Source organism: Saccharopolyspora sp. ASAGF58, assembly GCF_012277335.1.
In the GTDB taxonomy this organism is placed as follows: Bacteria; Actinomycetota; Actinomycetes; order Mycobacteriales; family Pseudonocardiaceae; genus Saccharopolyspora; species Saccharopolyspora hattusasensis.
Map to the genome: position 1 here is coordinate 1,599,577 of NZ_CP040605.1, position 13,687 is coordinate 1,613,263.

Sequence of the window (13,687 nt, forward strand, 5' to 3'; positions counted from 1 at the left end):
AGTTCCATGTGGAATTCATCGCCCGCGCACCGGCAGAAGCCCCGTTTTGCCTGGTCAGGGCTCGTGTGCGTTTGGGGTCGCCAGGGCACCCCAAAGCACTCACGAGTCGGGGCTGCTCGTGGTCAGCGGGTGCGGGTGTGGATGTGGTGGGCTCTGGCGAAGGCCGTGCGGTGCTGGGTCGCGCAGGACGCCCAGGTGAACTCCTTCGCGCGGAGTTGGGCCGCCGCGGCCAGCGCGGCTCGGCGGGCCGGGTCGTCCAGCAGCTCCGTCAGGCCAGCCGCGATGTCGCCCGCGCCCACGCCGCAGTAGGCGACGGCGTCGCCGCCGACCTCCGGGAGGCTCAGCCGCCGCGTCGTTAGGACCGCGGCACCGCAGGCCATCGCCTCCAGCACAGGCAGGCCGAAGCCCTCGCCGATGCTCGGGTAGGCGACCAGGTGGGCGCCGCCGAGGAAGCCGGCCAGCTGCTTGAACGGCAGATAACCGGCCCGGATCACCCGGATCCGGTGCGGCACGGCCTCCAGCGCCCGTTCGACGCGGGTATCCCAGCCCGGCTGACCGGCCAGCACCAGCGCCGGCGAGTCGGTGCGGCCCTGGCAGGCCAGCATGAAGCCGCGGATCAGCGCCGGCACGTTCTTGCGCGGTTCCAGTGCGCCGAGGAACGCCACGTACGGCTGGTCGTGCAGGCTCAGCCGCTCGCGCACCTCCCGGATCTCCTCCGTTGTCGGCGGGTGGAACCGGTCCGGGTCGACGCCGTGGTACATGACAGGCATGCGGGCGCGGTCCGCACGTACGGCGCGGGACAGCTCGGCCGCGGTCGCCTTGCTCGGCACGATGCACAGCGTTGCGCGACGCAGCGCGGTGCGCGTCCACGCGCGGAAGAACCTGGCCTTGACCGGCGAGTGGACCGCCGGGTTGGTGAAGAAGGTCGCATCGTGCAGGGTGACCACCGACGCGGCCGGGTTGGCCAGCGGCGTCGTGTAGTGCGGCGAGTGCAGGACGTCGATCCCGAGCCGGCGCACCAGCAGCGGCAGGGTGGTCTGTTCCCAGGTCAGGCGGGCGGTCCGGGTCGCGACGGCTTCGGTGGCGGGCACGACTTCGGTGCGCGGCGCGCTGGTCGCGTACAGCTCCGCGTCGCGCGGTTGGCAGGCGACGGTGAGCCGGGCGCCGTCCGCGTCCAGGGCCGCCAGCAGGGAGTCGACGTACCGGCCGACGCCGCCTCGATCCGCGGGGACTGCGGTGGCGTCGATGAGAATGTGCGGCTCGCCTCTGTGCACCTGAGCAGATTACGGTGCGGATGCCCGGGCCCGTGACGAGTGGACGAAAATGTGTTCTGCCCTGCTTTGCCCGGTGCGCCAATGCCCGGGTTCCCGGTTTGCACCGTGCTGGCCGCGAAATCAGCCGGCGATGTCGAGGTGCACGCGCCAGACTTCCAGCGCCGCCTGCTGCCAGGTGAAATCCGCGACCCGCCGGGTTCCGGCCGCGATCAGTTCGTTCCGGCGAGCGGGACCGTCGACGACGGTGCGCAAGGCTGCGGCGAGCGCGGACGGGTCGGCACGCGGGACAGTTACACCGGCTCCACCTGCGACCTCGACCAGAGCCGGCGCATCGGAATGCACGATCGGCACGCCGAGCGCCATCGCCTCGACAAGCGGGAGGCCGAAGCCTTCCGCGAGGCTCGGCGCGGCCAGCGCCGTCGCGTTCCGCAGCAGGGCGGCGAGTTCTGCGTCGGAAACCGACTCCAGCACGCGCACATGTGGCAAGCCGCACTCGGCGGCGATCCGCGGCACGTCGACGTCGCCCCAGCCTCGACGGCCGACGATCAGCAGCGGCACGTCCGGGGCGGTGGGTTCGGCCATCGCCCGCACCAGGTGTTCGTAGCCCTTGCGCGGCTCAACCGTGCCGATCGCCAGCACGTACCGCGCGGGCAACGCCAGTTCCGCGACCGTGGCAGGGTCCGGTTCGACCAGCAGGGATGGGGTGACGCCTTCGCCGATGACCTGCAGGCGAGCGTTGATCGGGATGCGCTTCGCGAGATCGTCGGCCACTGCGGCGGTCGGCACGACCAGTGCGTCGGCGTGCCGCGCGGCGCGGCTGATCGCCCGTCGGTGCCAGGAAACTCCGTGCGGCGTCAGCGTTTCCGGATGCGTCCACGGAACCGTGTCGTGCACGGTCACCACCAGACCGCGCCCGCTTTTCGCGGGTGGCGCGAGGGGCGTCATGGCGTGCACCGAGTCGCCGCCCGGCCAGAACGGGAACCCCCGCTCCCAAGCGGCGATCAGCGCGCGGCGCGGGACCGGCAGCACCCGCGGCCCGTGGACGCCGGGAACCCGGGCCGCTTCGGGATCGCCGCCGCGGCTGACGACGCTGCTCAGCTCCCACCCGCTAGGCGCGGTTTCGGCCATCGCGCGCAGCAGCTCCCGTGTATAGCGCCCGGTTCCGCCGGGAACCGGGGCGAGCAGCTGTTCGGTGATCGCGACGAGCTCGGGCACCCGCACAGCTTCCCGCACCCGCAGGCTGGGGCGACCGCCGGTTCCCGAGCTCGACGTCCAGCGCCGCCCCACGAAGCCGCCGACCGGGCCGTTATCGCAGGTGGTCAAGGCTGTGCGAGATCGAGGACCGGGGACTGCGAGCAGCTCGGTGGCGCTGGTGGGTAACGTCTTCGGGCGTGACGGCGTCGGAACGGGTGCGCAGCACCGTGGTCGTGGTGACCTGGCGAGGACGGGACCACATCGAGGCGTGCCTGGACGCACTGGCGGCCCAAGACCGTCCACATCGGACGCTCGTGGTCGACAACGCCTCCGACGACGGCACGGCCGACCTGGTCGCCGCCCACCCGTCGGCGCCGGAAGTGCTGCGGCTACGCCGCAACACCGGCTACGCCGGCGGAATCGCCGCCGCGCTCGACCGCATCCGCACTCCTTACGTCGCGTGGCTAAACGACGACGCTGCGCCAGCCTCCGGCTGGCTCGCGGCGCTCGAGGGCGCGCTCGACGCGGACGGCTCCGCCGCCGCAGCGTCCTCCGTGCTCCGCACGCCGGACGGCCGCGTGCAGTCCGCCGGCGTGCGCCTCACCGCCGACGGCCACGGCGCTGACGCGCCTGATGCCTCCGGCGGCGTGTTCGGCTTCTGCGGCGGCGCGGCGCTGCTACGCACCGCGCACCTCCGTTCCGCTGGCGGCGTGCCGGCTCACTTCTTTTGCTACTACGAGGACACCGACGCCGCGTGGCGGCTCCGCCTAGCCGGGCATCGGATCGTACCGGCGCCCGACGCCGCCGCCTCGCACCTGCACGGCGCGACGACGCTGCCGGGTTCGGCATTGTTCCACCGCTGGAACGAGCGGAACCGCCTGCTCACGCTGCTTCGCTGCGCTCCCGCTGCGGTCGCGGCGCGAGAGCTCGCCCGCTTCGCGGCGATCACCTTCGCCTTGCCGTTACGGCGCGCAACCGGGGATCGTTGCGTTCCCGACGCAGCGAACTTCCGCGTCGCCTTGCGGCTCGGCGTACTGGCCGAGGTCGTCGTTTGCCTGCCCGCGGCGCTCCGCGCCCGGCATCAGATCGGCCGGGCGGCCCGGGTTCCGCGGCACGAAGTCTGGGAGACGTGGGCAGGCGCTTGAATCCAGCACCCGCCCTCCCGTAGGGCTCGTGAGTGTTCCTATCGGTAAGAACCGGAACGAACACTCACGAGCCCTACCCAGTCCGTTCGCTCCACCCAACACACCCACCCGAACCGACACGCCCCGGCATGTCGGTCGGCGGCTCGAGGTGTCGGGATGGTCGCGATTTCTCCGACACCCCGCAGGCCGTGCCGGGCGATGGTGCACGCTTTAGGACGTGGCTGAATTGTCCGACCGCAGCAACCTGCCCGTGGTGTCGGTGATCGTGGTCAACTACCGCGGCGCGGACGACACCATCACCTGCCTGCGCGCGCTCCGCGAGGATCTCGACTACCCGGCCGACCGGCTGGAGGTGATCTGCGTCGACAACGCCTCCGGTGACGGCAGCGCCGAGCAGATCCGGGCCGCCGCGCCGGAGGTGCGGCTGATCGAGTCAGACACCAACCGCGGTTTCGCCGGCGGGTGCAACCTCGCGGCGCGCAACGCCACCGGCCAGGTGCTGGCCTTCCTCAACAACGACGCCAGGCCGGACCGCGACTGGGTTCGGGCGGCCGTCGCGGTGCTGCGGTCGGAGCCGACCGTGGGCGCGGTCGCCAGCAAGGTCCTGGACTGGGAGGGCCGGCACATCGACTTCGTCGACGGCGGCCTGACCTGGTTCGGCATGGGCTACAAGCGCCACGCGGGCGAGGTCGACGACGGTTCGCACGACGCGGCGCGGGATGTGCTGTTCGGGACCGGTTCGGCGCTGTTCGTGCGGGCCGAGCTGTTCGCCGCCCTCGACGGCTTCGACGAGCGCTTCTTCATGTTCTACGAGGACGTCGACCTCGGCTGGCGGTTGAACCTGCGCGGCTGGCGCGTCCACTACGAGCCGCGCTCGCTGACGTTCCACCGCCACCACGCGTCGATGGCCGACGTGTCCTCGGCGCGGGAGCACTACCTGCTGGAGCGCAACGCGCTGGCGGCGCTCTACAAGAACGTCTCCGACGAGACGCTGGCGAAGGCGCTGCCCGCCGCGATGGCGCTGTCCGTACGACGCGCCACCGCGCGCGGCGAGATCGACCCGACGCAGCTGGAGATCACCCGGCGCGGCGACCACGAGGACGACAGCCCGGTTCCGATCGACCGCTCCGCGCTGGCCGGGATGCTGGCCATCGACCAATTCGTCGAGATGCTGCCGTCGCTGAAGCGGTCCCGAGAAGAGGAGCAGCAGGCGCGCGTGCGCACCGACGCGGACCTGGTGCCGCTGATGCGCAAGGCGATGGAGCCCGCCTACCCGCTGCCGCGCTACCTGGCCGCGCACGACGCCCTGGTCGAGGCGTTCGAGCTGGACGGGGTCTTCGGCCGCCCGCGGAAGGTCGTGGTGATCACCGGCGACGCGGTCACCGAGCGGATGGCCGGCCCGGCGATCCGCGCGTGGCACATGGCCGAGGTTCTCTCCGCCGAGCACGAGGTCCGGTTGGTCAGCGTCAACGCGCTGGTCAGCCCGCCGGAGTCGGGTTTCGCAGTGGTCGCGGCGAAACCGCGCGAGCTCGGTGCCCACGTCGACTGGGCGGACGTCGTGGTGCTGCAGGGCCACGTGCTGGAGATGGTGCCGGCGCTCAAGCACGTCGGGTCCACCAAGGTCGTGGTGTGCGACGTCTACGACCCGATGCACCTGGAACTGCTGGAACAGGGTCGCGACACCGACGACGAGCGGCGTGCGAAGGACCTGACCGGCGTCACCAAGGTGCTCAACGCCCAACTGCAGCGCGGCGATTTCTTCCTCTGCGCCTCGGAGCGGCAGCGGCACTTCTGGCTGGGCCACCTCGCCTCGCTGGGGCGCTTGACCCCCGGCCTGTACGACAACGACCCGACGGTCCGCTCGCTGCTCTCGGTCGTGCCGTTCGGCCTGCCGTCGGTCGCGCCGCGCCGCACCGGCCCGGCGATCAAGGGCAACCGGTCCGGCATCGCGTCCGAGGACAAGGTGGTGCTGTGGGCCGGCGGCGTCTACAGCTGGTTCGACCCGCTGACGCTGCTGCACGCGGTGCACCGGCTTTCCCAGCAGCACGACGACGTCCGGCTGTTCTTCCTCGGCATGAAGCACCCGAACCCGGACGTGCCGGAGATGGGCATGGCCGAGCAGACCCGCGGCCTGGCCCGGCGGCTCGGGCTGACCGACAAGTTCGTGTTCTTCAACGAGACCTGGGTTCCCTACGGCGAGCGGCAGAACTACCTGCTCGATGCGGACTGCGGCGTCACCACTCACTTCGAGCACGTGGAGACGACGTTCGCGTTCCGCACCCGCGTACTGGACTACCTGTGGTCCGGGCTGCCGGTGGTGACCACCGACGGCGACTCGTTCGCCGACCTGGTGCGTGCGGAGGGCATCGGGGTCGTGGTGCCAGCCGAGGATCCGGACGCGCTGGCCGCGGCGCTGGAGAAGACGCTCTACGACGAGGAGTTCGCCGCCGAGTGCCGCCGCCGCATCGCCCCGGTCCGCGAGCGGTTCACCTGGGAGTCGGTGCTCGCGCCGCTGACGGAGTTCTGCCGCGACCCGCGCCCGGCCGCGGACCGGCTCAAGGCGAGCGCGCCGCTCGTGCGCAGCCCGCAGCTGAACCGGGTCGAGACGGTGCGCCGCGACATCGCGCTGCTGCGCGAATACCTCGACGTGGGCGGGCCTTTCGAGGTCGCGAAGCGGGCCACCGGCCGGCTTCGGCGGCTCGCCGGCGAGCGGTTCCGTGGCCGCTGACCTGCGCGTCGTACTGGACGGCACCCCGCTGCTCGGTCGGCGCACCGGGATCGGGCGCTACACCGCGTCGCTGGTGGCCGAGCTTGCGGCCCTTGTGGACGTTCGGCTGATCGGGCTCACCACGCGCGGCTGGCGGGAGTTGCGTTCGCTGGCCCCGGCCGGAACGCGCGCGGTGGGGCCGCCGATCCCGGCGCGTGTCGTGCGGAAGCTCTGGCAGCGGGGAACTTTCCCGCCGGTGGAGCTGCTCGCCGGGGCGGCGCAGGTGGTGCACGGCACGAACTTCGTGCTGCCACCGTCGATCCGAGCGGGCGGCGTGGTGACGGTGCACGACCTGGCGTTCCTGGACGATCCGTCGCTGGCCGGGCCCGACTTGCCCGAGCTCGTGCGGAGTTCCGCCCGGCGGGCGCGGATGGTGTGCACGCCGACGGCTGCGGCCGCCGATGCCGTCAGCTCCCGCCTCGACGTCCCGCGGGGCAAGGTCACGGTAACTCCGCTCGGCGTCGATCCGGAGTGGTTCTCCGCAACACCAATGCACTCCGACCTTCTGGTCCACTATGGGCTCCCGTCGGAGTACCTGCTGTTCGTCGGCGCCGAGGGCCCCCGCAAGGGACTCCCGGGGCTGCTGGAAGCCTTGGAAGCCAAGGGGTCCGGCCTACCGCCACTGGTAATCGCGGGCCCCGGCGAAGCGGGAACCCACAACGGGGTCATCCGCACCGGCTACCTCCCGGAAGACCACCTGCGCCGCCTGGTCGCGGGAGCCAGCGCCCTCGTCCTCCCCTCCCGCGACGAGGGATTCGGCCTGCCGGCCCTGGAAGCACTCGCCTGCGGCACGCCGGTGGTGTGCTCGGACATCCCAGCCCTCCGCGAAGTCACGGCGGACCAAGCGATCCGCTTCCCCTACGGCGACCCGATGGCGCTCAACGAAGCCCTGCAGCAAGCCCTGACCAGTCCCCCAGACGCGGAAAAGGGCCGTGCCCAAGCAAAAACCTTCACCTGGCGGACCTGCGCCGAAGCAACCCTGAACGCATACCGACTCGCCGCAGGCTGAACGCCTCAGACAAGCGTCAGGCCAGGCTCCCGGTCATGCCCCCGGGCCGCCTGGCCTTTCTTCCGTCTCCCCGCGGGATCAGGCAATGCTCCTTGTGCACACCGCGCCAGGCCGCACCAGCCGACATCGCGTCGAAGCTGCCCTGCAGGGGCGACTCGCGCCCTTCGGGTGACCGGTCAGCGGGGCCGGAGGGTTTCGCCGTCTTTCTCGAAGGCCGCCGCCAGGGCTTCCCGCCAGGTGCGCATCGGGGTCAGGCCCGCCTCTCGCCAGGCCGCGTCGGACAGGACCGAGTAGGCCGGGCGATGCGCCGGGAGGGGGAAGTCCGCCGTCGTGCACGGGTGGACGCGGTTCTCGTCCAGGCCGAGTTCCGCGAAGATCGCCCGCGCGAACTCGCACCAGGTCACCTGGCCGGAGTTGGTGCAGTGCAGCACCTTCTGCTCCGGTCCGCGGCGTTCGGCGACCCGTTCGGCTAGTTCCAGCAGGCCGCTCGCCAGGTCCGCCGCCCACGTCGGCGAGCCGATCTGATCGTCCACAACGGACAGCGTGTCGCGCTCCCCGGAGAGGCGGATCATCGTTTTCAGGAAGTTCTTGCCGCTCGCGCCGTACACCCACGCCGTGCGCACCACCCAGGCCCGCGCGCCGGACTCCAGCACCGCCCGTTCGCCTTCGAGCTTGGTGCGCCCGTAGACCGATCGCGGTCCGGTCGGGTCCGTCGGCTCGTACGGCCGGGCCCCATCACCGGGGAACACGTAATCCGTCGACACGTGCACCAGGGGCAGACCGCTGCTGCGGCACGCTTTCGCCAGCGAGGCCGCGCCTTCGGCGTTGATCCGGGCCGCGCGGTCTGGGTCGGACTCGGCCGCGTCCACCGCCGTGTACGCCGCCGCGTTGATCACCACCGGTCGCAACTCGGCGTCCTTCGCCGTCTCCGCGAAGGATCCCACCGCGTCGGCGACCTCCTCGGCGTCGGTGACGTCCAGTTCCCGGGAACCCGGCCGGTGCACCAGCGTCCCCGGCCGCGCGGCGAGTATCCGGGCCAGCTCCGAGCCCAGCTGGCCGCGGCCGCCGGGCACCAGCACGGCGAGGCGGCTCATCGCGCCACCGCCGATCGGGCCTTCAGCGGCTCCCACCAGTCGCGGTTGTCCTGGTACCAGCGGATCGTCTCGCGCAGCCCGGTCTCGAAGTCGACCTGCGGCGCGTACCCCAGTTGCTCGACGATCTTGCGGTGGTCCACCGAGTAGCGGCGGTCGTGACCCTTGCGATCGGTGACCGGCCGCACCACCGACCAGCCGAGGCCAAGCTCCGCCAGCAGCCGCTCGGTCAGCTCCTTGTTCGTCAGTTCGGTGCCGCCGCCGATGTTGTAGATCTCGCCCGCGCGCCCGGACTCGGCCACCAGCTGGATGCCCCGGCAGTGGTCGCTTACGTGCAGCCAGTCCCGCACGTTGAGCCCGTCTCCGTAGAGCGGCACCTGGATGCCGTCCACCAGGTTCGTGATGAACAGCGGCAGCACCTTCTCCGGGAACTGGTAGGGCCCGTAGTTGTTGGAGCAGCGGGTGATGCACACCGGCAGGCCGTGGGTGCGGTGGTAGGCGCGGGCCAGCAGGTCCGAGCCTGCTTTCGCCGCCGAGTACGGGGAATTCGGCTCCAGCGCGTGGTCCTCGGGCCACGAGCCGTCCTCGATGGAGCCGTAGACCTCGTCGGTGGAAACGTGCACGAACTTGCCGACCCCGGCGTCGAGTGCGGCCTGCAGCAGCACGTTGGTGCCGACGACGTTGGTGGTCACGAAGGCGTCCGAGCCGGTGATCGAGCGGTCGACGTGGGTTTCGGCGGCGAAATGCACCACCACGTCCGCGCCGGACATCAGGCCGCCGACCAGTTCGCGGTCGCAGATGTCGCCGCGGACGAACTTCAGCCGGGGGTTGTCCGCGACCGGCGCCAGGTTCGCCTCGTTGCCGGCGTAGGTGAGCTTGTCGAGCACAACCACGTCGGCGTCGGCGAACGCGGGGTACGCACCACCGAGCAGCTGCCGAACGTAGTGCGAGCCGATGAAGCCGGCTCCGCCGGTGACCAGAATCCGCATCGTGCCCTTCCTCGCCGGGATTTCGCGGCCCGCTGCAGGTCCGCGTCCGCAGTCTGGCATGACACACCGAGCTACGAAGCAGGCTCCCGCGTTACGCAACGTGACACAGTCGGTTCACCTTATGAGTGATATCACCACTGTTACTGGGACCTGCCCAACCGCCCCGAGAACACCGCTAACCTGCATCCGGAACACGAGCAAAATCACTTCCCGAACGTGTAACGCCCGCCGGCAGGCCAAGGAGGATTCGTGGAGGACCGGCCGAGGTGGCCAGGCGGCCCGCAAGGTCAGCCCGGCAGACCCGTTCCGCCCCGCGGACCCGGTGCCCAGGGTCGGCCCGGGGTCGGCGTCACCCCGCCGAGCAGTCGTCGCGGCGGAGCCGCCCCACCTCCCAGCGGCCCCGGCCGCCGGTCCGCCCAGAGTGACGCTCGTCGCCGTTCTCCCACCCGTTCGGGGAATGCGCAGGTTCCCCCGGAAGGCGATGTCTGGCAACGGCGACGCAACCACCGGGGCGCGCGCACCTTCGGCCGGACGCTGTTCGCGCTGCTGTCCGTGCTGGTGCTGAGCGCCACCGGGTTCGGCTGGGCGATGTTCCGGCCCGGCGGCGGCAACACCTCCACCGCCGACGTCATCGGCGAGGGCCTCAGCGCCCCGGACGGCGCCACCGACATCCTGCTGATCGGCAACGATAGCCGCACCGACGCCTACGGGAACCCGCTGCCCGAGAACGTACTGCGGGAACTGCGCACCAGCTTCGACGGCGGCGACCTCACCGACGCGATGATCCTGGTCCGCATCCCCAACGGCGGGCAGAGCGCCAGCGCGATCTCCTTCCCCCGCGACACGCTGGTCGACATCGGTCTCGGGGAGGGCAAGACCAAGCTCACCGAGACGATGAACCGCGGCAAGCAGGCCGAAGTGGCGAAGCTGAAGAAGCAGGGCATCACCGACGAGAAGGAACTCGACGAGAAGTCGAGGCTGGCCGGGAAGCAGTTGCTGCTGCGCACCATCGAGAACATCACCGGCGTCAGCATCGACCACTACGCCGAGGTCAACCTGCTCGGCTTCTACGACGTGACCAACGCCATCGGCGGTGTCGAGGTCTGCCTGAAGGACGACACCAAGGACTCCATGTCCGGCGCGAACTTCCGCAAGGGCCAGCAGACCATTCAGGGCGCCGACGCGCTGGCCTTCGTCCGCCAGCGGCACGGCCTGATCAACGAACTGGATCGCGGCAAGCGCCAGCAGGTCTTCATGTCCGCGCTCGTCCGCAAGGTCATGTCCACCGGGACGCTGACCAACCCGGCCAAGCTGACCGAACTGGTCAACGCCATCCAGAAGTCGGTGATCCTGGACCCCGGGCTGGCCAGCGATGTGCTGGGATTCGCCCAGCAGATGCAAGGCATCGCGAGCGGCGACGTGCAGTTCTTCACCGCCCCGGTGCACCTGGTCGGCTCCTCCGGGTCGGAGGACGTCACGATCAACATCCCGGAGGTCAGGCAGTTCGCCGCGGATTTGCTGCTGTCGCCGCAGGAACGGCAGCAGAAGCAGATCGCGGTGCAGGCCCGGGCGGACATCTCGGTCAGCGTCTTCAACTCCTCCGGCGTCAGCGGCCTGGCCGCGCGGGTGCTCGACGAGATCTCCGGGCAGGGCTACAAGGCCGGTGGCAGCTCCAACGCCGAGTCCATGGACCGCTCGGTCATCTACTACGCAGCCGGTGAAGAGGCGGCCGCGAAGCAGGTCTCGGACGCTCTCGGCGGGGTGCCCACGGAAGCACGCTCCAGCGTCAAAGCCGGCAGCGTGCAGGTCTACCTGGGCAAGGACTACAAGGGCCCGGGCACGCAGAACTTCGCCGGTGCCCAGACCGTTCGGCTCGACGGGCTGCGCCAGGCCGCGCCGCTGCCAGCTCAGACGGCACCCGACGAGGAGCCGGTTATCACCGCGGACGGCGTGCCCTGCGTGCGATGACCGGCATCACCAGGGCGATGTGAGCGCGTCTTCCCCGCGAGGTTTCAGCCACGGTTAACCGCCGTGCTGCCGCCAGGGGGTTTCCCGGGCGGCTAACCTAGCTCGTCGGCAGGACAAACGGTTGGGGGAGAACGAAATGGGCGAACCGGAACAGGAACCGGAAGCGGCGGCATCGAGCCATCCGCGCCGGTCCGGGGTCCGCATCGCCGGGCGCAGCGCGATCGCGCTGATCTCGGCCGTCGTGCTCGCCCTCACCGCCATCGGCTGGATCGTGGTGGACCGGCTCAGCGACGTCACCTCGGCGAAGGTTCTCGCCGAAGTGCCGCAGACGCCACCCGCCGACGACGGCGCGACGGACGTTCTGCTGGTCGGCAGCGACAGCCGCACCGACGCGCAGGGCAACCCGCTGCCGGAGAGCACGCTGAAGCAGCTGCGCACCGAGGCGGACCGGGGCCTTAACACGGACAGCCTCGTGGTGATCCGGATCCCGCACAACACCACGCAGCCGACCGCCGTGTCGATTCCGCGCGACACCTACACCAATGTGCCGGGCAGCCGCCCGGAGAAGATCAACGCCGTCTACGGGCTGACGAAAGGAGCCACGGCGGCGAAGCTGCGGGCCGACGGCGTGCCGGAGGCGGAGGTCGAGCACAACGCGCGGCTGGCCGGGCAGCGCGCGCTGGTGCAGACCGTCCAGAACCTCACCGGGCTGCGCATCGACCACTACGCGGAGATCAACCTGCTCGGGTTCTTCGAGCTCACCGAGGCCGTCGGCGGGGTCGACATCTGCCTGCAGCAGGCCACCAGCGACAAGGATTCCGGCGCGGACTTCACCGCGGGACGGCACACCATCTCCGGCGGCGACGCGCTGGCGTTCGTGCGACAGCGGCACGGCCTGCCGCGCGGCGACCTGGACCGGATCGTGCGCCAGCAGGTGTTCATGGCCGGGCTGGCCAACAAGGTGCTGTCCGCCGGCACGCTCACCGACCCGGGGATGATCAACGACCTGGTCCAGGCCACCCGCCGCGCGGTGGTGCTCGACGACGGCTGGGACCCGCTGGGCTTCGTGCAGCAGATGCAGGAACTGGCCGCGGGGCGAGTCACGTTCGTGACAATGCCGGTGATCGACAACGGCGCCCGCGACGACCGCGGGCAGTACATCGTCAGCGTCGAGCCGGCGGCGGCGCAGGCCTTCTTCGGCAAGCTGATCACCCCGGGACCGCCGCGGCTGGCCGCGACGCCGCGGCTGCGCCTGGACGGCACGGCGCGCACCCAGCAGCCGATCACCTCCGACGGCGGAATCCCCTGCGTCAACTAGCACCCCGGCTACGGCTGGTCGAGGTACGTGAGTGGTTTCCGGTGCTGTGGCGCCCAAAAACGCTCACGGTACTCCACCTGCACAAGGTGCTCCCGAAGCTCGGGATCTCCGGCCGCGGGACAGCTCCGCGACTTCGGCCTCGGGCCGTGACCGTTACGCTCGCACCATGAGCGTTACCCAGGCACTGCTCGGTCCGCTGCTGGCCAGCGGGGCGCCGAAACCGCTGATCACGCACTACGACGACGCCACCGGTGCGCGCATCGAGCTGTCCCGCGCGACCACCGCGAACTGGGCGGCGAAGACGGCGAACTGGCTGGTCGACGAGCTCGACCTGGAGCCGGGCACGCCGGTCCTGGTGGCGCTGCCGGCGCATTGGCAGACCGTCGGGGTGCTGCTGGGGGCTTGGTGGTGCGGGGCGCACATCACGGACGACCCGCAGGGCGCCGAGGTGGCGTTCGTCCCGGCGGCCGACCTGGACCGCGGCAAGGGCGCACACACGATCGCCGCCGTGGGCCTGGACGCGCTCGGAGCTCCGGTGCGCGACCTGCCCGGCGGCGTCGCCGATTACGCGTCGGACATCCGCGTGCACGGCGACGACTTCAGCCCGCTCTCGCCGGTCGGCGGTGCCACCCCGGCGCTGCTGGAGCTGTCGGTCGACGAACTTGTCACCGAGGCGCGGCAGCGCGCCGAATCCCTGCACATCGGCCGCGACGACCGGGTCATGTCCACATTGGAATGGTGGCTGCCGGGCGGGGTGGTGGACGGCTTGCTCGCGGCGCTGGCCGCGCAGGCCTCGCTGGTGCACTGCACCAACCCGGACCCGCAGAAGCTGGACCAACGCCGCTCCGACGAGCGCATCACCGTCGAGCTGAACTAGCGACTGCCGCCGAGCTCGTTCTGCGTGGCGGTGCGGGTACCGGAATCCCGGACGC

General features: G+C 71.0%; 10 protein-coding genes. 6 read left to right on the forward strand and 4 right to left on the reverse strand.

All coding sequences use genetic code 11. From position 1 onward, the window contains the following. Positions 1 to 122: 122 nt before the first annotated feature. Together FDZ84_RS07245 and FDZ84_RS07250 are read right to left on the reverse strand one after the other, a co-directional pair. Positions 123 to 1,253: a glycosyltransferase family 1 protein gene (locus FDZ84_RS07245; RefSeq protein WP_168589868.1), complete on the reverse strand. Its 1,131-nt coding sequence runs from the start codon at positions 1,251 to 1,253 to the stop codon at positions 123 to 125. 141 nt (positions 1,254 to 1,394) lie between these two features. Continuing rightward, complete coding sequence (locus FDZ84_RS07250; protein WP_168589869.1) at positions 1,395 to 2,495, reverse strand: glycosyltransferase family 1 protein; 1,101 nt, start codon at positions 2,493 to 2,495, stop codon at positions 1,395 to 1,397. A 170-nt stretch (positions 2,496 to 2,665) separates the two neighbouring features. Here FDZ84_RS07250 and FDZ84_RS07255 point away from each other — a divergent pair, with 170 nt between their 5' ends. The 3 genes from FDZ84_RS07255 to FDZ84_RS07265 all read left to right on the forward strand — a co-directional run bounded on the left by FDZ84_RS07255 (position 2,666) and on the right by FDZ84_RS07265 (position 7,389). Next, positions 2,666 to 3,613, forward strand: coding sequence for a glycosyltransferase family 2 protein (locus tag FDZ84_RS07255; protein ID WP_168585266.1), 948 nt, complete (start codon positions 2,666 to 2,668; stop codon positions 3,611 to 3,613). Positions 3,614 to 3,830: 217 nt separating this feature from the next. Further along, on the forward strand, positions 3,831 to 6,341 hold the full coding sequence (locus tag FDZ84_RS07260) for a glycosyltransferase (RefSeq protein WP_210435461.1): 2,511 nt from the start codon (positions 3,831 to 3,833) through the stop codon (positions 6,339 to 6,341). Further along, the gene (locus FDZ84_RS07265) at positions 6,331 to 7,389 is read left to right on the forward strand and encodes a glycosyltransferase family 1 protein (protein ID WP_168585267.1); all 1,059 of its coding nucleotides are present in this window, start codon (positions 6,331 to 6,333) and stop codon (positions 7,387 to 7,389) included. Before FDZ84_RS07260 ends, FDZ84_RS07265 begins: the two co-directional genes overlap by 11 nt. Before the next feature lie 176 nt (positions 7,390 to 7,565). On the opposite strand, the gene rfbD is transcribed toward FDZ84_RS07265, so the two are convergent. Both rfbD and rfbB read right to left on the reverse strand, forming a co-directional pair. Then, on the reverse strand, positions 7,566 to 8,483 hold the full coding sequence (rfbD, locus tag FDZ84_RS07270; protein ID WP_168585268.1) for a dTDP-4-dehydrorhamnose reductase: 918 nt from the start codon (positions 8,481 to 8,483) through the stop codon (positions 7,566 to 7,568). After that, positions 8,480 to 9,469 carry a dTDP-glucose 4,6-dehydratase gene (gene rfbB, locus FDZ84_RS07275; protein WP_168585269.1) on the reverse strand — a complete coding sequence of 330 codons (990 nt, stop codon included), beginning with the start codon at positions 9,467 to 9,469 and terminating at the stop codon, positions 8,480 to 8,482. The genes rfbD and rfbB overlap by 4 nt, the downstream gene beginning before the upstream one ends. A 249-nt stretch (positions 9,470 to 9,718) precedes the next feature. Between rfbB and FDZ84_RS07280 the strand changes: the two genes are divergently transcribed. From FDZ84_RS07280 to FDZ84_RS07290, 3 genes are all read left to right on the forward strand, one after another. Next, positions 9,719 to 11,437, forward strand: a complete 1,719-nt coding sequence (locus FDZ84_RS07280) for an LCP family protein (protein WP_246868855.1) — start codon at positions 9,719 to 9,721, stop codon at positions 11,435 to 11,437. A gap of 136 nt (positions 11,438 to 11,573) precedes the next feature. Further along, positions 11,574 to 12,755, forward strand: coding sequence for an LCP family protein (locus tag FDZ84_RS07285; protein WP_168585270.1), 1,182 nt, complete (start codon positions 11,574 to 11,576; stop codon positions 12,753 to 12,755). Positions 12,756 to 12,921: 166 nt separating this feature from the next. Beyond that, a complete protein-coding gene (locus tag FDZ84_RS07290; protein ID WP_168585271.1) occupies positions 12,922 to 13,632 on the forward strand; it encodes a TIGR03089 family protein in 711 nt (236 codons plus the stop codon). Positions 13,633 to 13,687: the final 55 nt, after the last annotated feature.

Excerpts from the sequence above, each read along its gene's own strand:
- rfbD (WP_168585268.1), bottom strand. The coding sequence starts at position 8,483 with ATGAGCCGCCTCGCCGTGCTGGTGCCCGGCGGCCGCGGCCAGCTGGGC.
- rfbB (WP_168585269.1), bottom strand. The coding sequence starts at position 9,469 with ATGCGGATTCTGGTCACCGGCGGAGCCGGCTTCATCGGCTCGCACTAC.
- FDZ84_RS07285 (WP_168585270.1), top strand. The coding sequence starts at position 11,574 with ATGGGCGAACCGGAACAGGAACCGGAAGCGGCGGCATCGAGCCATCCG.
- FDZ84_RS07290 (WP_168585271.1), top strand. The coding sequence starts at position 12,922 with ATGAGCGTTACCCAGGCACTGCTCGGTCCGCTGCTGGCCAGCGGGGCG.